The organism is Pseudomonas sp. CGJS7 (assembly GCF_036961695.1).
This window is the reverse complement of the sequence record NZ_JBAMDI010000005.1, coordinates 1-21,940: the sequence shown is the minus strand read 5'-3', so window position 1 is coordinate 21,940 and position 21,940 is coordinate 1. Positions and strand designations below refer to the sequence as shown.

Annotated in this window: 19 protein-coding genes and 1 pseudogene; 11 read left to right on the top strand and 9 right to left on the bottom strand. The window is 63.2% G+C overall.

What is annotated here, in order from left to right; translation table 11 throughout:
- Nucleotides 1-77: 77 nt before the first annotated feature.
- Nucleotides 78-2,438, bottom strand: coding sequence for a DNA polymerase II (locus V7787_RS05135; RefSeq protein WP_064492426.1), 2,361 nt, complete (start codon nucleotides 2,436-2,438; stop codon nucleotides 78-80).
- 66 nt (nucleotides 2,439-2,504) lie between these two features.
- Nucleotides 2,505-3,695: an MFS transporter gene (locus V7787_RS05130; protein WP_064492425.1), complete on the bottom strand. Its 1,191-nt coding sequence runs from the start codon at nucleotides 3,693-3,695 to the stop codon at nucleotides 2,505-2,507.
- A 117-nt stretch (nucleotides 3,696-3,812) separates the two neighbouring features.
- Between V7787_RS05130 and V7787_RS05125 the strand changes: the two genes are divergently transcribed.
- A complete protein-coding gene (locus tag V7787_RS05125) occupies nucleotides 3,813-4,709 on the top strand; it encodes a LysR family transcriptional regulator (RefSeq protein WP_014591618.1) in 897 nt (298 codons plus the stop codon).
- Here the strand turns inward: V7787_RS05125 and V7787_RS05120 are convergent.
- Nucleotides 4,690-5,610: a LysR substrate-binding domain-containing protein gene (locus V7787_RS05120; protein WP_003250438.1), complete on the bottom strand. Its 921-nt coding sequence runs from the start codon at nucleotides 5,608-5,610 to the stop codon at nucleotides 4,690-4,692. The genes V7787_RS05125 and V7787_RS05120 overlap by 20 nt on opposite strands.
- 160 nt (nucleotides 5,611-5,770) lie before the next feature.
- Between V7787_RS05120 and V7787_RS05115 the strand changes: the two genes are divergently transcribed.
- From V7787_RS05115 to V7787_RS05080, 8 genes are all read left to right on the top strand, one after another.
- On the top strand, nucleotides 5,771-6,559 hold the full coding sequence (locus V7787_RS05115) for a YqcI/YcgG family protein (protein ID WP_010953345.1): 789 nt from the start codon (nucleotides 5,771-5,773) through the stop codon (nucleotides 6,557-6,559).
- Between the two features lie 2 nt (nucleotides 6,560-6,561).
- Nucleotides 6,562-7,188, top strand: coding sequence for a LysE family translocator (locus V7787_RS05110; RefSeq protein ID WP_064492423.1), 627 nt, complete (start codon nucleotides 6,562-6,564; stop codon nucleotides 7,186-7,188).
- A 39-nt stretch (nucleotides 7,189-7,227) separates the two neighbouring features.
- On the top strand, nucleotides 7,228-8,310 hold the full coding sequence (locus V7787_RS05105) for a hypothetical protein (RefSeq protein WP_064492422.1): 1,083 nt from the start codon (nucleotides 7,228-7,230) through the stop codon (nucleotides 8,308-8,310).
- Nucleotides 8,311-8,448: 138 nt separating this feature from the next.
- A complete protein-coding gene (locus V7787_RS05100; protein ID WP_020193372.1) occupies nucleotides 8,449-9,144 on the top strand; it encodes a sel1 repeat family protein in 696 nt (231 codons plus the stop codon).
- Nucleotides 9,145-9,291: 147 nt separating this feature from the next.
- The gene (locus tag V7787_RS05095; RefSeq protein WP_004573762.1) at nucleotides 9,292-9,984 is read left to right on the top strand and encodes an AzlC family ABC transporter permease; all 693 of its coding nucleotides are present in this window, start codon (nucleotides 9,292-9,294) and stop codon (nucleotides 9,982-9,984) included.
- Complete coding sequence (locus V7787_RS05090) at nucleotides 9,981-10,295, top strand: AzlD domain-containing protein (RefSeq protein WP_064492421.1); 315 nt, start codon at nucleotides 9,981-9,983, stop codon at nucleotides 10,293-10,295. Before V7787_RS05095 ends, V7787_RS05090 begins: the two co-directional genes overlap by 4 nt.
- Complete coding sequence (locus V7787_RS05085; protein WP_003250425.1) at nucleotides 10,292-11,137, top strand: AraC family transcriptional regulator; 846 nt, start codon at nucleotides 10,292-10,294, stop codon at nucleotides 11,135-11,137. The genes V7787_RS05090 and V7787_RS05085 overlap by 4 nt, the downstream gene beginning before the upstream one ends.
- Nucleotides 11,138-11,407: 270 nt before the next feature.
- Complete coding sequence (locus V7787_RS05080; RefSeq protein WP_003250422.1) at nucleotides 11,408-11,635, top strand: hypothetical protein; 228 nt, start codon at nucleotides 11,408-11,410, stop codon at nucleotides 11,633-11,635.
- 50 nt (nucleotides 11,636-11,685) lie between these two features.
- Here V7787_RS05080 and V7787_RS05075 read toward each other — a convergent pair whose 3' ends face one another.
- The 5 genes from V7787_RS05075 to V7787_RS05055 all read right to left on the bottom strand — a co-directional run bounded on the left by V7787_RS05075 (nucleotide 11,686) and on the right by V7787_RS05055 (nucleotide 17,144).
- Nucleotides 11,686-12,168: a copper chaperone PCu(A)C gene (locus tag V7787_RS05075; protein ID WP_104887364.1), complete on the bottom strand. Its 483-nt coding sequence runs from the start codon at nucleotides 12,166-12,168 to the stop codon at nucleotides 11,686-11,688.
- Nucleotides 12,169-12,777 carry an SCO family protein gene (locus V7787_RS05070; RefSeq protein WP_003250418.1) on the bottom strand — a complete coding sequence of 203 codons (609 nt, stop codon included), beginning with the start codon at nucleotides 12,775-12,777 and terminating at the stop codon, nucleotides 12,169-12,171.
- 196 nt (nucleotides 12,778-12,973) lie between these two features.
- Nucleotides 12,974-13,558, bottom strand: a complete 585-nt coding sequence (nfuA, locus tag V7787_RS05065) for a Fe-S biogenesis protein NfuA (RefSeq protein ID WP_003250416.1) — start codon at nucleotides 13,556-13,558, stop codon at nucleotides 12,974-12,976.
- A 58-nt stretch (nucleotides 13,559-13,616) separates the two neighbouring features.
- Complete coding sequence (locus V7787_RS05060; RefSeq protein WP_064492419.1) at nucleotides 13,617-14,651, bottom strand: acyltransferase family protein; 1,035 nt, start codon at nucleotides 14,649-14,651, stop codon at nucleotides 13,617-13,619.
- 192 nt (nucleotides 14,652-14,843) lie between these two features.
- A complete protein-coding gene (locus tag V7787_RS05055; protein ID WP_198747163.1) occupies nucleotides 14,844-17,144 on the bottom strand; it encodes a fatty acid cis/trans isomerase in 2,301 nt (766 codons plus the stop codon).
- 182 nt (nucleotides 17,145-17,326) lie between these two features.
- On the opposite strand from V7787_RS05055, the gene metH reads away from it, so the two are divergent.
- Nucleotides 17,327-21,034, top strand: a complete 3,708-nt coding sequence (metH, locus tag V7787_RS05050; RefSeq protein WP_104887361.1) for a methionine synthase — start codon at nucleotides 17,327-17,329, stop codon at nucleotides 21,032-21,034.
- A 169-nt stretch (nucleotides 21,035-21,203) separates the two neighbouring features.
- Nucleotides 21,204-21,419, top strand: coding sequence for a DUF2970 domain-containing protein (locus V7787_RS05045; protein WP_020193229.1), 216 nt, complete (start codon nucleotides 21,204-21,206; stop codon nucleotides 21,417-21,419).
- Nucleotides 21,420-21,617: 198 nt separating this feature from the next.
- On the opposite strand, the pseudogene V7787_RS05040 reads toward V7787_RS05045, so the two are convergent.
- A pseudogene (locus tag V7787_RS05040) lies at nucleotides 21,618-21,940 on the bottom strand (hypothetical protein); the annotation flags it as partial.

The window sequence follows — 21,940 nt, the reverse complement described above, 5'->3', positions numbered from 1 at the left end:
TCTGCCTCCGCGACGACATGGAAGGCCGAGTCTGAAGACTGTTGCGTCATGCTGACGCCTAGCTATCTACCACCCGCTCAGAACAGCAGTAACTGATGGTCGGTAAGGCGCGCGAAATCATCGCCGACAAAGGGCAGGATGGCGTCGGCCACCGGCAGTAGCTGACGGCTGATGTAGTGATCGTAGTCGATCGGTGCCTGCAGGTTTTCCAGCGGCTCAGGCCCGGCGGTGGTGATCACGTAGCTGATCCAGCCACCACGCTGATACTGCAGAGGGCGCTGCAGGCGCTTGTTGTAGTCGTCGGCAAGGCGTGCGGCACGCACATGCGGCGGCACGTTGCGCTGGTAATCGGCCAGCGGGCGACGCAGGCGCTTGCGATAAACCAGCAGTTCGTCCTGCTCGCCCGCCAACGTGCGCCGTACATACTCGCGTACATAATCACGGTAGGGCTCGCTGCGGAACACACGGCCGTAGAGTTCCTGCTGGAACTGCCGGGCCAGCGGTGACCAGTCGGTGCGCACCGACTCCAGGCCCTTGTAAACCATTTCTTCAGCACCGTCGGCCCGCTGCACCAGGCCGGCATAGCGCTTCTTGCTGCCCTCGTCGGTGCCGCGGATGGTGGGCATCAGGAAGCGCCGGTAGTGCACCTCGAACTGCAGTTCGAGGGCGCTGTGCAGGTTCATGGTCTCGTGCAGATGGGCTTGCCACCATTGGTTGACCTTTGCCACCAGTTCGCGGCCAATACGCGCCGCGTCTTCCTCGGCGTGGGCACCCTTGAGCCAGACAAAGGTGGAGTCGGTGTCACCGTAGATCACATCGTAGCCACACGCCTCGATCAGGGACCTGGTCTGGCGCATGATCTGGTGGCCGCGCATGGTGATCGACGACGCCAGGCGCGGGTCGAAGAAACGGCAACCGCTGGAGCCAAGCACGCCATAAAAGGCATTCATGATGATTTTCAAGGCCTGCGACAGCGGCGCATTGCCCTCGCGCTTGGCCGCTTCCCTGCCCTGCCACACCCGTTCGACGATGGCTGGCAGGCAGTGCTGTGTGCGTGAAAAACGCCCACCGCGAAAGCCCTCGACCGAATGTGCGTCGTCAGGCTGGCGCAGGCCTTCGATCAGCCCGACCGGGTCGATGAGAAAGGTCCGGATGATCGACGGGTACAGGCTCTTGTAGTCCAGCACCAGCACCGAGTCGTAAAGCCCTGGCCGCGAATCCATGACAAACCCGCCGGGGCTGGCTTCGTCCGGCCGGCTGCCAAGGCTGGGCGCGACAAAGCCAAGGCGGTGCATCTGTGGAATGTACAAGTGACAGAACGCGGCTACCGACCCACCGCTGCGGTCCACGGCCAATCCCGTCACCGAGGCCCGTTCGAGCAGGAAGTCGAGCAGCCGGGTATGGGCGAAAATGCGCGTGACCAGTTCGCAGTCCTTCAGGTTGTAGCGTGCCAGGGCCGGTTTGTCTTCGGCGAAGCGGCGATTGATTTCGTCCATGCGTTGGTACGGCGTGTCGATGGCCTTGCCTTCACCCAGCAGGGTCTGGGCAACGTTCTCCAGGCTGAACGAGGCAAAGCTCCAGGTGGCCGAACGCAACGCCTCGATGCCATCGATCAGCAGCCGCCCCGGCGCATCGGCGAAAACATGGCCGCCACCGGCATGGCTGCGCAGGGTCATGACCGCACCGTTGCGCCCCAGGGCCAGTGGCACCTGCAACGACTTGGCGTGCTCATGCAGCAGGCGCAGGTCGAACTGCACCAGGTTCCAGCCAATGATCGCGTCCGGGTCATGCCTGGCCATCCACTGGTTGAGCCGGGTGATCAAGGCGGCGCGATCGGCGCAATACTCCAGGTCGAAGTCAAGCCCGCTGGCATCGCCGTTGGCCGGGCCGAGCATGTACACCTGGCGCTGGCCACAGCCCTCCAGCGCGATGCTGTACAGCTCACCACGCTCGCTGGTCTCGATGTCCAGCGACACCAGGCGCAGCGCCGGGCGATAGCCTGGCAGAGGCCTGAGCTGGGCTTCCCGGTAAACGCCCTGCGCATCCGGCTGGCCAGTAAACTGCACCGGCGCCGTGATGAACCGCTCCATGAGGTAACGCTCCGGCGGCCGGATATCGGCCTCGAACACGTCGATACCGGCCGTGCGCAGACGCTGCTCCAGTTGCATCAACTGGCGATGCTGGCGGGTATAGAGGCCGAGCATCGGGCGATGCTCGAAGTCCTTCAGGCGCAGTGGCTTGAGCTTCGTCCCGGTTTCGTTGGCCAGCAGCACACGGGCGTGCTCGGCCTGCGCCTGAGGAATGAAAGCCACCGACTCCTGCGCCGCAAGCCGCAACAGCCGCGGCCCGTCATCGGTGGCCAGCCAGAACTCCACGCAGGTGCCTTCCGGCGTATCGTGCCAGTGCCGGGTCAGGACAAAACCCTGCTGCAACTCCACTGCGTCGACCTCTGGATTGTCTGTAGATGGCGTTATTCTACCTGTGTCGTGCCTGGCATGAGTGTTTTAGCGCTTCCCCGCCACAAAACCGCTCCCCCGCCCGGCCACGGCCAGCAGCCAGGCCAAGGCGATCAACACCAGCACCACCCCGCCAAACCACTCCACACCGGCCCCAGCCAGCAGCAATCCGCCAATGATCCCGCCCAGGGCAATGGCGCAGTTCCACACCGTCACCAGCATCGACTGCGCCACGTCACCACCCGGGCCTGCGGCGTCGGCGCACGCTGTCTGCAGCAGGGTCGGGGCGCCGCCATAGGTCATTCCCCACAAGGCGATGCTCAAGTACACAAACCACGACGATGCCTGCCCCAATGCCAGCGTGGCCAAGGCAAAACCGGCCAGGCTCAGCAACACCAGTTTGCGCAGGTGTCGGTCGACCAGCAGCCCTACCAGGCCGATCCCGGCCAGCGCCGACAGACCAAACACCATCAGCACAGGGCCAATGTCCGCAGCCATGCCAGCCGCCGCCAGCAACGGCACGATATAGGTGTAGAGGATGTTATGGCCAAGGATCCAGGTGAGGATCACCAGCAATACGATCAACACCCCCGGCGTGCGCAATACCTGCATGGCCGCCGGGCGCTTGCCGGCAGCCTGCCCCGGGTAGTCCGGCACGGATCGCAACACCCACACCACCAGCAGCGACGCCACCAGCGTGACAACCACGAACGTCGCGCGCCAGCCCAGCCCCGCTCCCAGCCAGGTCGCAATCGGCAAGCCGAGCGACAAGGCAATCGGCTGACCGAGCATGGCCAGGGCCATGGCCCGGCCCTGCAACGGCACCGGCACCATGCGCCGGGCATGGCCAGCGATCAGGCCCCATGCCAGGCCGGCCGCAGCCCCCGTGAAAAAGCGCAGCACCAGGGTCAGCGTGTTGGAGTCCGACAAGGCCGTCAGCCCGTTGAACAGCACGAAGCCGATGATCGCCAGCAACAGCGCCCGGCGCCGATACCAGCCTTGGGTCAACGTCACCAACGGGATGGCGGTCAGCAACGAGCCCAAGGCATACGCCGTGACCCATTGCCCAGCCATGGCCTGGCTGATGTGCATGCCATCGGCGATCTGATCGAGCAGACCCGCCGGCAGGGTTTCGCTGAGAATGGCGATGAAACCGGTCATGGCCAGCGCCAGCAGACCGCCAACGGGTAGACGTTCGTTGCTGACAGCCAGCAACGGTGCGGAAGATGTCTGGGACATTGCAAATGCCTTGAGTGAGAAACGAGGCGAACAGTCTGCTAGACAAGGCCATTACGGAAAAAGACGGTTACAATGCCGCTCACCCAGGACATCAGCGTCCGCAATCAGGAGTGCGACATGGACAGCCTCAGCGGCTTCGTGGTCTTCAACCGGGTGGCCGAAACCCGCAGCTTCGTTGCCGCCAGCCAGTCACTGGGGATCAGTGCCTCTGCAGTGGGCAAGCGCGTGGCGCGCCTGGAAAGCCGCCTGGGCGTGCGCCTGTTCCACCGCAGCACACGCAGCATCACCCTCACCGCCGAGGGCACGATGTTCCTCGAACGCAGCCGGCGCATCCTCGCCGAAATCGAAGCCACCGAGCAGGAGCTGTCGCAGGCCAGCGAAACGCCGCGCGGGCGCCTGCGGGTGAGCATGCCGCAGGTGACCAGACTGGTAATGCCGGCCCTGGCCGAGTTCATGGCACTGTACCCACAGGTTGAACTGGACCTGGACTTCTCCGACCGCATGGTGGATATCGTCGGCGAAGGCTTCGATGTGGTGATGCGCGGCGGGCAGCCGGTGGATTCCCGGCTCAGCGCCAAATTCCTCGGGCACTTTCAGCACCGCCTGGTAGCCTCGCCCGAGTACCTGCGCGAACGCGGCACACCCTTGCACCCACGCGACCTGGCGGCGCATACCTGCCTGCATTATCGCTTCCCCAGCAACGGCAAGCTGGAAACCTGGCCGCTGCGCCAGGAGCATCCCGAGCAAGCCTATGACATCCCCATCTCGATGGTCTGCAACCACGTCGAAACGCGCGTCTGCTTTGCCTTGAACCACCGCGGCATTACCTGTCTGCCGGACTTCAACGTGGGTCGCGAACTGGCCAATGGCTCACTGGTCAGTGTCCTCGACGACTTCATGGAACGGCGCGGCAGCTTCTATCTGCTGTGGCCTTCCGGGCGGCAGATGCCGCCAAAGTTGCGGGTATTCATCGACTTCATGCTCGCTCGGGTATTCAACCGTACAGGTAGTTGATGTCCTTGTAGGCCAGCGGCGGTACCTGGCCGAGCAGGAAGTCACGCAGCTTGTGCATCTGCCGCGCTTTTGGGCTGGCCTTGAGCCAGGTCATGTAGTAACCGTCGCCGGTGGCCACGGCATGCTTGAAAGGCGTGACCAGGCGCCCGGCGGCCAGGTCGGTGCTGGCCAGTACCAGATCGACCACTGAAATGCCCAGGCCTTGCTGGGCGGCCGATATGCCCTGGTCGAGGGTATCGAACACCTGCCCCTGGTCGATGCTGATGTCCAGCGCGTCCATTCGCGCCAGCCAACGCCGCCAGTCACGCCGGTCGGGTGACGGGTGGAGGAACTCGCATCGGGGCAGGTCGGACAGTTGCGGTTGTGCCTGCGTCATGTAATCCGGATGACATACCGGGATCAGCCATTCATCGAACAGCTTGAAACTCTCGATATCGGCGGGAAAACGCCCGCTTGCCAGGAGAATGGCGCAGTCGTAGGGCTCGGAATAGAAATCCACGCTGTCGATATCCATCCACACACTGGACAGCTGCACGCTGCAGTTGTCCTCGACCTTCTTGAACGCATCCAGCGCCCGCAGCAGCCAGCGCACCGTAAGCGTGGACGGCGCCTTCAGGCGCAGGCCATAGCGATCCTGACGCAGCAGTGCGCAGGCATTCTCGATGATCTTGAAACCGACCTTCAGCTCTTGCGCCAGCAGGCGGCCGTGCTCGGTCAGGCTCAGTTTCGGGCCCCGACGTTCGAACAGGTCGCAGCCGAACAGGGCTTCGAGGGTCTTGATGTGGTGGCTGACGGCGCCCTGGGTCAGGGCCAGCTCTTCAGCCGCACGGGTGAAAGAGCCATAGCGAGAGGCCACCTCGAAGGCACGCAGCGCGTGCAAGGCCTGAATCCGTTCCGACATGGCGGCGTCCCGAGCATGAGTAGGACTAATAGTAGGTCATAACTCCACGCGTTTTACAACGACAAGAGCGTCTCGGAAAATGCCGGTAAATAACAAACATAACCAAGATCCTGCCTGCATGTGACTGGAACGTTCACTTAAATCAACGCCTGGGGAAATCATGTTTACGGGATATGGAAATTGCTATCGCCTGGATGCGCTGGAGCTTGCCGCTGAACATGGTCACACCATGCAACACTGGACGTTCAAAACCATAGAACACTTTCGCAGTATTCTCGCCAACCCCGAATTCCCCTGCCTGTTCGGCCGCAAGGCGGTAAACGGCGAAACCTGCCACATTCTCTTCGCCCGCGCCGAGCAACTGGCCGATGATATCGCGCAGGGCCTGGCCAACTATGTGCGCACCGTCGCACCGATCGCACCCAAGCAGCGCATCGGCAGCCCTTTGGTGGTGTTTCTCGAAACCGCAGCCGGCAGCAGCCTGGCCGAGCAGCAGGCCTTGGCCTGGAAGGTACTGCGCGGCGTGCATGCGCGCGACCCGCACCCTTGGCCTCAAGGCATCCCGACCGATCCCGACGATACCGGCTGGTCGTTCTGCTATGCCGGCATGCCGCTGTTCATCAACATGAACTTCCCCGGCCATCAGCAGATGAAAAGCCGCAACCTGGGCCAGCACATCACCTTCGTCATCAACCCGCGGGAGAACTTCGACGAAGTGGCCAACGCCAACACCGAGAGTGGCAAGCGCATCCGCGAGCGCATTCGCGAGCGCGTGCACCACTACAACGACGGCGTTGTGCCCGACACCCTTGGCTTTTTCGGCGATACCGACAACTACGAGTGGAAGCAGTATCAACTGCAGGAGGCAGGCTCGCTCAACCCGTCACGCTGCCCGTTCCACGCCCATGCCGCACACCAGCCGACACCCGACATACTGATCGAGAACTGACCGTGAATACCGCACTCACCGCCACCTACGCCCTCACCGTGCTGCTACTGATCGCCACTCCCGGCCCGGTGGTTGCACTGATCGTCAACACTGCGGCCGCCTCCGGCTCGCGCAAGGCCATGTTCACCGCCGTCGGCACCAACTGGGCATCACTGGTGCTGATTGGCGCGGCAGCGTGGATCATCCTCACCAGTGCCGCCATCGACAAAACATGGCTCAGCACCATGAGCCTGCTGGGCTGCCTGTTCATCGGCTACATTGCCGTGGGCACGCTGAGGGACGCCCTGCAGGCACCCGCGTCAGACGCGGCGAGAGAGGCCCCCAAGGCTGGGCGCGGCGGGCTGATGCAAGGCTTCATGGTGGGCATTTCCAACCCGAAAGACATCATTTTCTTCATCGCCTTCTTCCCGCAGTTCATTCAGATCACCGAGTCGTTCGGCAAGAGCATGGTGGTGCTGTCGCTACTGTGGGTGGCCATCGATTTCGCCGTGCTCAGCCTGTACATCTTCGCCATCGGCAAGATCGCCTCGCAGCGCAGCAACCGCATCATCAGCCTGGCGTCGGGCGTCGCCCTGCTGCTGATCGCCGCCGGCGGCCTGCTGTACAACCTCAAGGAACTGGCGGCCTGAACCTGCTGCAAAGCACCCGGCATCAGCGAAGGAGAGACCATGACCACGACTGACACGCGCCCGTCTCCTTCGCCGCTGCAGCAGGACTACCAGCGTTTTCTCCTGCTGGGCAGTCGCCGTGCCCCCTATACCCTGCATGTGCACGAAACCGGCTACCGCTCCGGCACCATCAACACCGATGCCCTTGGCCTGCGCTACAGCCATTGCGCCGGCAAGCGCTTTTCGGCGGCCGAGCACGGTGGTGCGTCGCGCATCAACCTGCTGGTCGGCGGCTCCACAGCCCTGGGCATCGGCGCCAGCTCCGACGAACACACGGTGGCCTCGCACCTGTCGATGCTCACGGGCGAAGTCTGGCTGAGCCTGGCCGGCTGCGGGCTCAACGCCACCCAGGAATTGATGATGTTCCTGACCCACCAGCACCGCCTTGGTCAGCTCGGCCATGTGGTGGTGCTCAGTGGCCTCAACAGCTTGGCCCACGAAGCCCTGTGTGAAGTCCTCGCAGGTACCAACGACCCGCAGCACGCCAAGGCCTACCAGGCCTTTCTCAACAGTTTCAGCGAAGGCCTGCAGCCCTGCGCACCACCTCGTCGGCAGTCGCTGTGGCGGCGCATCGGCCAGGCGCTGACCCCTCCCGTGGTCGCAGCTCCGGTCAGCTGGCCACTGTCGCCCCCGGAAAAACGGCTGGCCCGTGCCGCCGACAACATTGGCCGCACCTTGCGCCAATGGGATCGCCTGCTGGCAGACAGCCACGCCACGCTCACCTTCATCCTGCAACCCTTGCTGCCCTGGTGCCGGGATACTCTGCCCGCCGGTGAGCAAGCCATGCTGACCGCGCTGCAGCAACAACCGGCGAACTTCGACCGGCTGCTGGAGGGCGCATTCGACAGACAGTTGCATTCGGCATTTTTCCGCCGCATCAAAAGCCAGGCCGACCCGGTGCCCTGCTACGACATGAACTGCATGCTCGACAGCTCGCCCGTGTTCGGCGCCGACCTGTTCATCGACCGCCTGCACCTGAACGATCTGGGCAACAATGCCTTGGCCAAGGTGATCACCGCCAAGCTTGGGCTGGCCCAGGAAAAACATGCCCAGCGCAAGGTCACGCCGATCAAGCTCGTCTGACAGTTGTCGGGTGGTCTTTCGGCCACCCCCCTTGGGTGGCTAGAATACGTCGTCGTTACGATTTGCCCGAGGCGCACGCTTGACCGCCATGAACACCGAAGCCGTCCTTCCGTACCTGGCCATCCATGGGGTTTGCCTGTGAACCTTGTGCGGCGCCTGCCCCCGCTATTGGCTGCGCTGATGCCATTGGTCGCGCAAGCGCTGGAGGTACGCATCGACCCTCATGCCGACCTGCTCTACCGTCAGGCCTTGCCGCTGCTGGAGCAGGCCGATGATCAGGGCGACGCTAACAGCACGCTGCGCACCGCAGTAGGCGGTGACCCTGAGCTTAGCCGCCAGGGCCAGGCCATGGCTCACACCTTGCCGACAGCGGTTGCCCTGCTGAAAAAATCGGTAGAGCTTGGCCACCCTGTCGCACAGTACCGCCTGGCCCTGTACTACATGACGTACCTGCCCGCCGCGCAAATCCCGGAGGCCGCCTGCCCGTTGCTCGAAGCCAGCCTCCAGCAGGGGTTTGCCGCACCGGCGCCAGCCATTGCCACCTGGTGCCAGCCGTACAACGTCAGCAGCGAGTACCGTACAGCGCTGGAGGCCATCCCCAGCATGGCCACCGTGTACGCCCCCTACTACCCGCAACCGGCCACACGCCTGGCTTGCAACCGCAGCCGGCCACAAGGCCTGGAAATGCTGTGGGGGCGTCAGCGCGATTACCAGGCCGAGGTGTACCGCCTGCTTGGCGACCTCGACCCACAGCAGCGCACGAGCCTGCTGCAGAAAGCCGTAGACATCAATGGCTGCGCAACGGCGCAACAGCTGCTGACCAGCCGCCCATAACCCAGGGTCATTCGGGGCCGCCTTACGGCCCTGTTGTCAGTTGGCCACTGAGGTTGAGGCGAACACGCCTAGACCAGCAAGATCGTTCAAGCCATCCCCTGCCCCGTCTGTCATGCTGGCCTGCCTCGTAGCCGTCATGCAGCCATCATGCCCCACATCGCCCGCCAAGCCTTTCTTCACGGCGCCATTGCCATTCTCCCGTTGTCCCTGGCCGTTGCCCCTTGGGGCCTGCTGGCCGGTTCCATGGCCATCGAGGCCAACCTCAGCGCCTGGCAGGGGCAAGGGCTGTCGGCCATCGTCTTCGCCGGCGCCGCGCAGCTGGTGGCCATTGGCATGCTCAAGGGGGGTGCCAACCTGGCGTCGATCCTGCTCACCACCCTGCTGCTGACCTCGCAGCACCTGCTGTATGGCCTGTCGATGCGCCCGGTACTGTCCAGCCAGCCGCTGCGCTGGCGCCTGGGCCTGGGCTTTCTGCTGACCGACGAATTCTTCGCCCTGACCAGCCAGTACGACCAGCAGCAATTCAACCGCTGGTATGCCTTGGGGGTGGGCCTGACCTTCTACATTGCCTGGAACCTGTTCACCTTGGCCGGCATACTGCTGGGCCAGAATATTCCACACCTGGACCAGTTCGGCCTGGATTTCTCCATTGTCGCCACTTTTGTCGCCCTGATCGCCCCGCTGGTGCGCAACCTGGCCACCGTGGTGTGCGTAGCCGTGTCGCTGTTCTGTTCAGTGCTGTTCAGTTACTGGCATTGGGAAACCGCCCTGGTGGTCGCAGGCCTGCTGGGCATGAGCGCCGGGTTCATCTGCCAGAAATTCGCCGGAGCCCGCGCATGACCTGGATCCTGATTTTCGCCATGGGCACCATCGTGTTCCTCAACCGCTACGCATTCCTGGAGCCGCGCCTGCCCTTGCGCCTGAGCTCGAATGCCCGGCAGTTTCTCGGCTTTGCCGTGCCGGGCATGCTCACTGCCATCTGCGGCCCGATCATCTTCATGGCTGACCACCAGCTCAACCTGAGCCTGCTCAACCCCTACCTGCTGGGCTCCCTTGTGGCCATCGCCCTGGTGCTGTTGACCCGCAGCGTATTGCTGAGCATGCTGGTGAGCATGTTGATCTTCTTCCTTCTGCGCAGCTGGCTGGCATGAGCCCACCCTTGCGCGAGCAGACACACCTCTGGCAGGCGCCAGCCCTTGGCGACGTCGAGATGCTGCACGCTCGCTATTACCAGCAGCGCTTCGCCCCGCATGTGCACGAGGGCTATGTATTCACCGTGATCGAGTCGGGCGCCCAGCGCTTCTGGCACCGCGGCAGCGAGCACCTGGCACCGGTCGGCAGCATGGTGCTGATCAACCCCGACGAACTGCATACCGGCGCTACGGCCCATGAAGCCGGCTGGCGTTATCGCGGCTTCTATCCCGAGCACGAGCGGGTGACCGGTGTGCTTGACGAACTGGAACTGGGCCGCCACGGCATGCCCAGCTTCAAGGACAGCGTGATCCATGACCCGGCCCTGGCCCTCGCGTTCAGCCAGCTGCATCAGTTGTCCGAAGCCAGCGCCAGCGCCTTGCAGCAGCAGACGGCCTGGCGCCAGGCGGTGCTGGCCCTGGTGCAGCGGCACGGGCAGTGCGCCGAGCCTTCGGCCCCTGGCCACGAACCCCTCGCCGTAGCCCGCGCCCGCGAACTGCTGGAAAGCCAACTGGCCGACCCGCCCTCACTGGAAGCGCTGGCGGCAGCAGTCAACCTGTCGCCGTTCCACTTCGCCCGGGTGTTCCGCCAGGCCACCGGACTGCCACCCCATGCCTGGCTGAAGCAACGCCGCCTGGCCCGCGCCCGCGAAATGCTGAAGCACGGCCTGGCCGCTTCGCAAGTGGCGTTCGACCTCGGCTTTGCCGACCAGAGCCATTTGAGCCGGCAGTTCAAGCAAGCCTATGGGGTGACCCCGGGGGCGTATCGACAAGCCTGCGTTCACTCTGCTCTACGCGCGTGAAAGGGCGGCAGCGCCCTCTCGAGAATGCAGACCCGCCAGCAGCTACCAGACTGTGCAGTTGAGCACTTCAACAGGTCACTTTCAGATCCCGAGCCTTGGATCCCACGCACGAGACGAGCATCAACTTTAAAAACATGCTGTTTATAAGTAACGCGTTGTTACTGAGACGCGGCAGTAGCCCTTTGCAGCTGCCGCAGCGCGCCTTGCAAAGGCCACAAGAGCCTGACCAACCCTCTGCTACACTGACAAGGCTGAATGGAGGATCCTGTCATGTCCGAAAGAGAGCTCACCACCCTTCTGTCGTTGATGAACCAGCGCCAGGCCTGTCTGAGCAGTGCCTGCAAGGAGATTGCCGACTGGATCGACCGGCAGGGCGATGTGCCCGCCGCCGGCAAGATCCGCGCTAGCCTGAAGGCACTGGAGGCCGATGAGGCCCAGGTTCGCAAGACCCTGACGTCGCTGACCCTCGACAGACCGCTGCCGCGCTTTCGTAGCTGAAAGGCGCAGCTGAAAAAGAAAAGGGCCGCTGAACGCGGCCCTTTGATCTGTCAGTGGTTCATGTGCATGTGATCATGCCCACCACCTGCGTCGGCGTTGAGCGCACGCACTTGCGCCTGAACGTCCAGGGTTTCCTTGGCGCCCTTGGCATCCTCGATGGTCAGGGTCAGTGACACTTTGTCACCCTCCTTCACCTGATTGTTCAGGCCCATCAGCATGACATGCAGGCCATTCGGGTCCAGGGTCACTGCCTTGCCGGCTGGCAATTCGACAGCCTTGACCTCACGCATGCCCATCACGTCACCGTTCATGGTCATCTCGTGCACCTGCACGGTCTTGGCCACGGGCGAAGCCACACCCACCAGCTTGCTGTCGCTGCTGGCAGTCAGGACCATGAACGCACCGGTGGACTGCTGATGCGGCACGCTGGCACGCACCCAGGCATCACTCACGGTGGTCTGGGCCAGGGCCGGCAGGGCCAGCCCCATCAGTACCAGGGCAGCCAGACCGCGTTTGATCGGTTGCATCGACATTCAGCAGATCTCCATCAGGGTGACCAGATCTTCGGCGCATTCCTTGGCGTTCAGGGAATGGCCCAGGCTCAGGCGCAGGGTGCCACGTGTATCGTAGACGTAGCTGGTGGACGAGTGAGAAATGGTGTAGGTGTCTCCGGCGGGAACCTTCTCGTAGAACACCTTGAATTCCTTGGCCACGGCGGCAATTTCCTCGGGGGTGCCGGTCAGCGCGGTGAACGTCGGGTCGAAGGCCTTGACGTAGGCATCGAGCACCTCGGGCGTGTCGCGCTCCGGGTCAAGGGTGATGAACACCACCTGGAACAGGTCGCGGTCGCGGCCCCTCAGCAGCTTGCGAATCTGCGCCGCACGCGCAAGCGTGGTCGGGCAGACGGCTGGGCACTGGGTGAAGCCGAAGAAGACCATCGGCATGCTGCCGTAGAAGCTCGACAGGGTGCGCACGTTACCTTGCGGGTCTTTGAGGCTGAACTTGCGCCCGAGGATTTCGTTGCTCATGTTCTTGCCGTACTTGAACTCGAGCCCCCGGGCCGGGCTACAGCCTGCCAGCAGGCCAAGCCCGAGAACGCCCATGCCGGCGACAACCGCACGCCGGGTCAAAAGATCATTCATGAAACCATCCTTTAAAGGGAAGGTGCCGGCCCTCGGGACGGGCCGGTCGAAAAACCGGGGCATTCTGGCATGACGCCCAGAGGGGTTCTACCCGACAAAGGCGAGGATGGCCTGCAGCCCTTTGAATATGGGCTGCGGCCTATTGTCGCGGGGGTTGAAACCGTAACACTTTGTTGCTAAGGGAACCGCCTTCAACTCAGTAGTAGGCGTTTTCTTTCTGGCTGTGGTCAGTCACGTCACGCACGCCCTTCAGCTCCGGAATACGCTCGAGCAGGGTGCGCTCGATGCCTTCCTTCAACGTGACATCGGCCTGGCCGCAACCCTGGCAGCCACCACCGAACTGCAGCACGGCAATGCCGTCATCGACCACGTCCACCAGGCTCACCTGGCCGCCATGGCTGGCCAGGCCGGGGTTGATCTCGGTCTGCAGGTAGTAGTTGATACGCTCGTTGATCGGGCTGTCTTCGTTGACCATCGGCACCTTGGCGTTTGGCGCCTTGATGGTCAGCTGGCCGCCCATGCGGTCGGTGGCGTAGTCGACCAGTGCGTCTTCCAGGAACGGTACGCTGACGGCGTCCAGGTAGGCAGTGAAGCTTTTCAGACCCACGGCGGTGTCGTCAGGCTTCTCTTCGCCCGGCTTGCAGTAGGCGATGCACGTCTCGGCGTACTGGGTGCCCGGCTGGGTGATGAAAATGCGAATGCCGATGCCGGGCGTATTCTGCTTGGAGAGCAGATCGGCCAGGTAGTCATGGGCGGCGTCGGTAATGGTTATAGCGCTCATGTAGGTTCCTCACAGACTTGCGGCCAAGTGTACGCCAACCCAGCCTTCGAACAAAGTCCTAGCAATTGACTCGGGAAAGCGCATATTCAGGGGCTGCCCCCCGTTGCGCCGCCAGCCAGGCCTGCATTCGCCGGTACAGGCCGCGCTCCAGCCACTGGTAGCTGAACCACGACATTAGTCCAATGGACGGCACGCACAGGGCGAACGTCAGGAACGGGTTCAGCTGCAGCCGCTGGCTGGCGAACCAACCGGCATACAGCACCAGCACATGAATCAGGTACACCGAGTAGGAACAGTCGCCAAGGGCCTTGAGCAGCCGATTGCCCTGGAACAGCGGCTCCATGGCCACGAAGGCCAGGACGATCATCGCACTCGGTAACCCCCAGTGCAGCAAGCGCTGGGAAGCGTCCAGACAGTAGATCGCCATGCCCGCCACACCCAGCAACGCCAGCGGCAACCACCGGCCCTGGCGGATCAGCCCGCGGCGGTACAGTACGCCGACACCAATGCCCAGCAGAAACTCGTAGATGATGTCGTTGTTGTAGAAGCGGCTGACCACGCCCATGCGCCCCAGTACCTCACTGACCAGCAACAGAGCGGCAGTCACCAGCAGCAGGTGATGCCGTTGGCGTACCAGGAACGCCAGGCCGAACAGCAGGTAGAAGAACATCTCGAAGTTCAGCGTCCAGCCCACGTTCAGGGTCGGGTAAAGGCCATAACCACCTGGGTTTTCCGCCGGGATGAACAGCAGCGACAGGAACAGGTGCCGCCAGTCAAACGCCTGATGTGGCATCCATTGGCTGAATGCCAGCAGCAACATGGCCATCAGGGCTGTGTAGAACCAGTAGGCAGGGACGATGCGCAGCGCCCGATTGAGGAGGAACTGGCGCGGCTCGATGGTTTTGTCGCGGGTCGACAGGTAGATGACCAGCCCGCTGATGACGAAAAAGATGTCGACACCTACGGCGCCACGGTCGGTAAGCAGCTGGCCGATGGGGCCGGTGGCGTGGAAGTCGAAGAAGATCTGCATGAAATGGTGGCAGACCACCACCCAGGCGGCGAACGCCCGCAATGCCTGAAGCGAATACAGCATGGAATACCCTGCGCTTGGCGGTGCATTGAGGCCCGTATCGAGTGCAGAGGCCAGCGCCAGCCTTGAAAGCAGCGCCGTACCTGTCGTAGGAGCGGGTTCACCCGCGAAGGGCTGCAAAGCAGCCCCCAGCAATCGATCCAGACCACCTACCGTGTCCGACCGCAGGCAAATCGGAAAGGTCAGCCAACCCGATCAGAGGTTCTGGTAGCGGTTCATGTCCAGCACGCCCGCCTCGACCGGTTCGGTCTCCTTGATATAGCTGTTCAGATCGTGGAAGTAGCGCCAGAACGCTGGGTGACTGCGGCGCACACCCCAGCGCATGACAATGCGCTCGAACTTCGCCGCGTCATCTTTGGCATACTCCATGTCCTCGACGAACTCCGGCACATCCGTGGTCGGGATGTTGAAGATGAAGTTCGGGTAGCTGCTGAGCACCCCCGGGTACAGGGTCAGGGTATCCAGCCCCGGCTGGTAGCGGTACGCCTCACCCAGCAGGAACGCCACGTTGCTGTGCGCGCGGTTGCGCAGCAGGCTGTAAACCTGACGCTGGCCGTCCTGCCCTTCGATACGCAGCATGGTCGCCTCGGGCAACTGGTTGATCACCTTCAGCCCGGCCGCCGGGCGCGACACCAGACGGCTGAGCGACTGCTCGGCATTGCGGAATTCTTCGCTCATCTGCGGCCGTGAGCAGAACGCACCCTGGCAGCGGTTGATCGGGTCCGGCGCGGCATTCAGGCTGCCGGTGCGCTGCAGCAGCTTAAGGCCAAAGTCGCGTTTGGGATTGCGCGGGTCGAGCTTGATGCCACTCGGGGTGTCGGTGTCGATGTCTTCATAATCCATCCACATCTTCACCTTGCCACTGTTCTGGTACCAGTCGCCAAGGATCGCCTTGCGCTGGTCGGCCGGCATCAGGCGCAGGAAGTTGACCTCGGCACCATTGCGGATCAGGTCGAAGTACAGGCGCGTCTGCAACTGGTGCGAAACGTTGCCATACACATCGAAGTTGACCGCCAGCTGGTAATACGTGCGCTCGAACAACGGGTAGTCGAACAGCCACACGGTCAGCGGCACATCCCCCACCAGGCCCTTGGTCACCGATGCGCTGTCGAAGTGGCGGAAGATGCTCAGCAGCGCATTGTCGTTGCCGGCCCACAGCGTCGACCATCTCGGTGCCGGCATTTCGGCATAGGCTTCACGGCGCAGTTTCTCGTAGTCGTTGCGCTTGTCACGATAGGCGTGCCACAGGCTCAGCACACTGCCCACGTCATCGATCTGACCAGGCATGGCCAGCAGCGGGGTAGCCTCGCCCCGGTACTCGGCATCGGTGACATAGCGATCGAAGGCCGGCTCCTGGAACAGCGCCCAGAAGTTGTCGCGGATCACGTCAGTGGCAATCTGCCCGCGGCACACCGGGCCACGGATGAAGGTGCGCACGAAGTACTCGGCGTTATCCAGCATGAACTGGTAGCGCGCCACTGCCGGGATCGCCTCGAAGGTTTCAAACGGGTTGGCCCGGTGGCGCGGGCCGTAGCCCGGAAGCGCGGCGGCATGCCAGTCGCCGGCATAGAACAGCTGCTTCACGCGCTTGAGCTTCTGCGGCCCCATCGGGTAGGTGATGTGCGTCTTGTGCACGATCACGCCCTGCACCGGGATCAACCGGTAGTAGAAGTCCGTGCCCGGCGGGTCGTTGGGGCGGCGGGTGGCAATGATATCGACCGGCTTGCCACTTGGCGTACGCGAGCGCACCCACTGGAAGAAGTGGCCCTGCTCGCCGCCAGCGAAATGGATGTGCGCCAAAAACAGGTGCTCGTAGAGCCAGCGCCCCACCAGCGCCTCGGTGGACCCCGGGCGGTTGAGCAGTTCTTCCCACTCTGCGATCTGCCTGGCTTCGGCCGCGCTCGGCTGGATCGGCTGGTACTCCACCGGCGCACCGGCCGCCAGCCAGCGGCGCATGGTGGCGTATTCGTCGTCGGTCAGCCCGGTCACCGCCAGCGGCATGCCCTCCTTGGGGTGTGCGCCGGCATAGGCGTCGAATTCATGGGGCAACGGGCACATGTTGTTGCGGCTCAGGCCCAGGACGATCTCTTCGGGCAGCTTGGCGTTGGGCGTAAGCGGGGTCTTGTGGCCCAACTCCAGCATGCGCGCCATCAGCGCGGCCTGACCGCCCTGGTTGTCGAGCACCGAGTAGAAGCCCTTCTTGCGCCATTGCTCTTCGCTGTGGGCGTCGTAGAACAGCCGCGTGGTGGGCACCGCCTTGCTCCGCTCGCCCTGGTACACCGGGACCTTGCTGGCCCCGCGTACCGCGCCTTCAGGGCTTTCCAGCTTGAGCTGGCAGGCGGCGTCGTTGCAGGCGTGGCAGGCCACGCACTTCTCGGTGAAGATCGGTTGAATGTCCCGGGTGTAGGAAATGGCCGGGCTCGACTGGGGGGCCTGCCCGAATACCGCGCCGCTGATGAGCAGGGCGAAGGCGCCGGCAAGGATACGATGCACCATGTGCGGAAAGTCCTGGTTCTTGAAAGCCATCACGATTTGTTGCCTGGTCGTCCTGGGTGCTTCGCGCTGCCTCCACCCGCCCAACATGAGCAGTTTTCATGCAAATGGGCGACATGCCTAAAAACCGCGCAGCTTTGTTATGATTCGGCACCTTCTGATATTCGCCCGACCAGGTAGTTCCTATGTCCGACCGCAGCGCTCGTCTCCAAGCACTCCAGAACGCACTCAAAGAGCGCATCCTGATCCTCGACGGCGGCATGGGTACTATGATCCAAAGCTACCGCCTGGAGGAACACGACTATCGTGGCACGCGTTTTGCCGATTGGCCAAGCGATGTGAAGGGTAACAACGACCTTTTGCTGCTCAGCCGCCCGGACGTGATCGCCGCCATCGAGAAGGCCTACCTGGATGCCGGTGCCGATATTCTCGAAACCAACACCTTCAATGCCACGCAGATTTCCCAGGCCGACTACGGCATGGAGTCGCTGGTTTACGAGTTGAACGTCGAAGGCGCGCGCATCGCTCGCCAGGTTGCCGATGCCAAGACCCTGGAGACGCCGGACAAGCCGCGCTTCGTTGCCGGCGTGCTCGGCCCTACCAGCCGAACCTGCTCGATTTCCCCGGACGTCAACGACCCAGGGTTTCGCAACGTCACCTTCGACGAGTTGGTAGAAAACTACATCGAGGCCACCCGCGGCCTGATCGAAGGCGGCGCCGACCTGATCCTGATCGAAACCATCTTCGACACCCTCAACGCCAAGGCGGCGATCTTCGCCGTGCAGCAAGTGTTCGAGGACGACAACGTCGAACTGCCGATCATGATCTCCGGCACCATCACCGACGCCTCCGGCCGTACCCTGTCGGGGCAGACCACCGAAGCGTTCTGGAACTCGGTGCGTCACGCCAAGCCGATTTCCGTGGGCCTGAACTGCGCCCTCGGCGCCAAGGACCTGCGCCCGTACCTGGAAGAGCTGGCCACCAAGGCCGACACCCACGTGTCCGCCCACCCCAATGCCGGCCTGCCGAACGCCTTCGGCGAGTACGACGAAACCCCGGCCGAGATGGCCGCGGTGGTCGAAGAATTCGCGGCCAGCGGCTTCCTCAACATCATTGGCGGCTGCTGCGGCACCACGCCGGGGCACATCCAGGCCATTGCCGAAGCCGTGGCCAAGTACAAGCCGCGCGAGATCCCGGAAATCGCCAAGGCCTGCCGCCTGTCGGGCCTGGAGCCGTTCACCATCGACCGCCAGTCGCTGTTCGTCAACGTCGGTGAGCGCACCAACATCACCGGTTCCGCCAAGTTCGCCCGGCTGATCCGCGAAGAGAACTATACCGAAGCCCTGGAAGTCGCCCTGCAGCAGGTCGAGGCCGGCGCCCAGGTAATCGACATCAACATGGACGAAGGGATGCTCGACTCCCAGGCGGCCATGGTCCGGTTCCTCAACCTGATCGCGGGTGAGCCGGACATTTCGCGCGTACCGATCATGATCGACTCGTCCAAGTGGGAAGTGATCGAAGCCGGCCTCAAGTGCATCCAGGGCAAGGGCATCGTCAACTCCATTTCCATGAAGGAAGGCGTCGAGCAGTTCAAGCACCACGCCCGCCTGTGCAAGCGCTATGGCGCTGCCGTGGTGGTCATGGCCTTCGACGAAGTCGGCCAGGCCGACACAGCCGCGCGCAAGAAGGAAATCTGCCAGCGCAGCTATGACATCCTGGTCAACGAGGTGGGCTTCCCGCCAGAAGACATCATTTTCGACCCGAACATCTTCGCTGTCGCCACCGGTATCGAAGAACACAACAACTACGCCGTCGACTTCATCGAGGCCTGTGCCTATATCCGCGACCACCTGCCCCACGCCCTGAGCTCGGGTGGCGTGTCCAACGTGTCGTTCTCGTTCCGTGGCAACAACCCGGTGCGTGAAGCGATCCACTCGGTGTTCCTGTACCACGCGATCCAGAACGGCCTGACCATGGGTATCGTCAACGCCGGCCAGCTGGAGATCTACGACGAGATCCCGGCCCAGCTGCGTGAAAAGGTCGAGGACGTGGTGCTCAACCGCACCCCGCATGGCACCGATGCACTGCTGGCCATCGCCGACGACTACAAGGGTGGCGGCGCAACCAAGGAAGTGGAAAACGAAGAGTGGCGCTCGCTGCCGGTGGAAAAACGCCTGGAGCACGCGCTGGTCAAGGGCATCACCGCGTTCATCGTCGAAGACACCGAAGAATGCCGCCAGCAGTGCGCGCGCCCCATCGAAGTGATCGAAGGCCCGCTGATGAACGGCATGAACGTGGTCGGCGACCTGTTCGGCGCGGGCAAGATGTTCCTGCCGCAGGTGGTCAAGTCGGCCCGGGTGATGAAACAGGCCGTTGCTCACCTGATCCCCTTCATCGAAGCCGAAAAAGGCGACAAGCCAGAAGCCAAGGGCAAGATCCTGATGGCCACGGTGAAAGGCGACGTGCACGACATCGGCAAGAACATTGTCGGCGTGGTGCTGGGCTGTAACGGATACGACATCGTCGACCTTGGCGTGATGGTACCGGCGGAGAAGATCCTGCAGACGGCCCGCGAGCAGAAGTGCGACATCATCGGCCTGTCCGGCCTGATTACCCCGTCGCTGGACGAAATGGTCCACGTTGCCCGCGAAATGCAGCGCCAGGGCTTCGAACTGCCGCTGATGATCGGTGGCGCCACCACCTCCAAGGCGCACACGGCGGTCAAGATCGAGCCCAAGTACAGCAACGACGCAGTCATCTACGTCACCGACGCTTCGCGCGCGGTCGGCGTGGCCACCCAGTTGCTGTCCAAAGAACTCAAGCCGGGCTTCGTCGAGAAGACCCGCCTGGAATACGTGGACGTGCGCGAGCGCACCGCCAACCGCAGCGCCCGCACCGAGCGCCTCAGCTACTCCCAGGCGATCGCTGCCAAGCCGCAGTACGACTGGGCCAGCTACCAGCCAGCGGTGCCCTCCTTCACCGGCGTCAAGGTGCTGGAAGACATCGATTTGCGCACCCTGGCCGAGTACATCGACTGGACGCCGTTCTTCATCTCCTGGGACCTGGCCGGCAAGTTCCCGCGCATCCTCACCGACGAGGTGGTTGGCGAGGCCGCTACGGCGCTGTACAAGGATGCCCGCGAGATGCTCGACAAACTGATCGACGAGAAGCTGATCAGCGCCCGCGCGGTATTCGGCTTCTGGCCGGCCAACCAGGTGGACGATGACGACATCGAAGTCTACGGCGAAGACGGCCAGGCACTGGCCACCCTGCACCACCTGCGCCAGCAGACCATCAAGCCGGACGGCAAGCCCAACTGGTCGCTGGCCGACTTCGTCGCACCGAAAGACAGTGGCGTTACCGACTACGTAGGTGGTTTCATCACCACCGCCGGCATCGGTGCCGAGGAAGTGGCCAAGGCTTACCAGGACAAGGGCGACGACTACAGCTCGATCATGGTCAAGGCCCTGGCCGACCGCCTGGCCGAAGCCTGTGCCGAATGGCTGCACGAGCAGGTGCGTAAAGAGCACTGGGGCTATGCCCGCGACGAGCACCTGGACAACGAGGCGCTGATCAAGGAACAGTACAGCGGCATCCGCCCTGCGCCGGGTTATCCGGCCTGCCCCGACCACACTGAAAAGGAAACCCTGTTCCGCCTGCTCGATGGCACCGCCATCGGTGAAACCGGGCCGAGCGGGGTGTACCTCACCGAGCACTTCGCGATGTTCCCGGCGGCGGCGGTCAGCGGCTGGTACTTCGCCCACCCGCAGGCGAAGTATTTTGCCGTAGGCAAGGTCGACAAGGACCAGATCGAGCGTTACAGCGCACGCAAAGGCCAGGATATCAGCGTGAGCGAGCGCTGGCTGGCGCCTAACCTGGGGTATGACAGCTAAACGACTGCGCTGGCTTCTTCGCGGGCTCGCCCACACAGGTATGAAACAGCCCTCAAGGGCAGTCATTTACCTGTTGGAACGGGTTTCTCCGCGAAGAGGCCGGCACGGGCAACCTCACAACCATTGCCTACACTGTCCCTGATTGCCTCTGATTTCCCCAGGAGCCACCATGGACGATTCCAGCCAGGGCAAACCCCCGACCTTCTGGCAGATGCTGCACAGCATCCTCGCTGCCGCCTTCGGCGTGCAAAGCGGCAAAAACCGCGCACGCGACTTCACCCACGGCAAGGCCAGCCATTTCATTGCGCTGGGGGGGCTGTTCACCCTGGTGTTCATTGCGGTATTGATCGGCCTGGTGCAGTTGGCCCTGCACCTGACCCGCTAACCTGTGCCGGCCTCTTCGCGGGTGAACCCGTTCCTACAGGGCCTGTGTCCAACACCCGACCTGTGTCCACCCTCGATCAGGCGTAGGAGCGGGTTTACCCGCGAATACGGTCGCGACGGCAACGGTGAACGGCAGGTGGAAATTGGCCGGCAGGCCCGGCCCTTTCGCGGGTGAACCCGCTCCTACGAGGGCCTGTGTTCAACCACCGACCTGTGTCCACCACCGATCCGGTGCGGCGGCAACGGTGAACGGCGGGTGGAAATTGGCCAGCAGGGCCGGCCCTTTCGCGGGTGAACCCGCTCCTACGACGGCCTGTGTCCAACCACCGACCTGTGTCCACCACCGATCCGGTGCGGCGGCAACGGTGAACGGCGGGTGGAAATTGGCCAGCAGTCCCGGCCCTTTCGCGGATGAACCCGCTCCTACGAGGGCCTGTGTCCAACCACCGACCTGTGTCCACCACCGATCCGGTGCGGCGGCAACGGTGAACGGCGGGTGGAAATTGGCCAGCAGGCCCGGCC

Excerpts from the sequence above, each read along its gene's own strand:
- V7787_RS05130 (WP_064492425.1), bottom strand. The coding sequence starts at position 3,695 with ATGTCCCAGACATCTTCCGCACCGTTGCTGGCTGTCAGCAACGAACGT.
- V7787_RS05125 (WP_014591618.1), top strand. The coding sequence starts at position 3,813 with ATGGACAGCCTCAGCGGCTTCGTGGTCTTCAACCGGGTGGCCGAAACC.
- V7787_RS05120 (WP_003250438.1), bottom strand. The coding sequence starts at position 5,610 with ATGTCGGAACGGATTCAGGCCTTGCACGCGCTGCGTGCCTTCGAGGTG.
- V7787_RS05115 (WP_010953345.1), top strand. The coding sequence starts at position 5,771 with ATGTTTACGGGATATGGAAATTGCTATCGCCTGGATGCGCTGGAGCTT.
- V7787_RS05105 (WP_064492422.1), top strand. The coding sequence starts at position 7,228 with ATGACCACGACTGACACGCGCCCGTCTCCTTCGCCGCTGCAGCAGGAC.
- V7787_RS05095 (WP_004573762.1), top strand. The coding sequence starts at position 9,292 with ATGCCCCACATCGCCCGCCAAGCCTTTCTTCACGGCGCCATTGCCATT.
- V7787_RS05090 (WP_064492421.1), top strand. The coding sequence starts at position 9,981 with ATGACCTGGATCCTGATTTTCGCCATGGGCACCATCGTGTTCCTCAAC.
- V7787_RS05085 (WP_003250425.1), top strand. The coding sequence starts at position 10,292 with ATGAGCCCACCCTTGCGCGAGCAGACACACCTCTGGCAGGCGCCAGCC.
- V7787_RS05080 (WP_003250422.1), top strand. The coding sequence starts at position 11,408 with ATGTCCGAAAGAGAGCTCACCACCCTTCTGTCGTTGATGAACCAGCGC.
- V7787_RS05075 (WP_104887364.1), bottom strand. The coding sequence starts at position 12,168 with ATGTCGATGCAACCGATCAAACGCGGTCTGGCTGCCCTGGTACTGATG.
- V7787_RS05070 (WP_003250418.1), bottom strand. The coding sequence starts at position 12,777 with ATGAATGATCTTTTGACCCGGCGTGCGGTTGTCGCCGGCATGGGCGTT.
- nfuA (WP_003250416.1), bottom strand. The coding sequence starts at position 13,558 with ATGAGCGCTATAACCATTACCGACGCCGCCCATGACTACCTGGCCGAT.
- V7787_RS05060 (WP_064492419.1), bottom strand. The coding sequence starts at position 14,651 with ATGCTGTATTCGCTTCAGGCATTGCGGGCGTTCGCCGCCTGGGTGGTG.
- V7787_RS05055 (WP_198747163.1), bottom strand. The coding sequence starts at position 17,144 with ATGGTGCATCGTATCCTTGCCGGCGCCTTCGCCCTGCTCATCAGCGGC.
- metH (WP_104887361.1), top strand. The coding sequence starts at position 17,327 with ATGTCCGACCGCAGCGCTCGTCTCCAAGCACTCCAGAACGCACTCAAA.
- V7787_RS05045 (WP_020193229.1), top strand. The coding sequence starts at position 21,204 with ATGGACGATTCCAGCCAGGGCAAACCCCCGACCTTCTGGCAGATGCTG.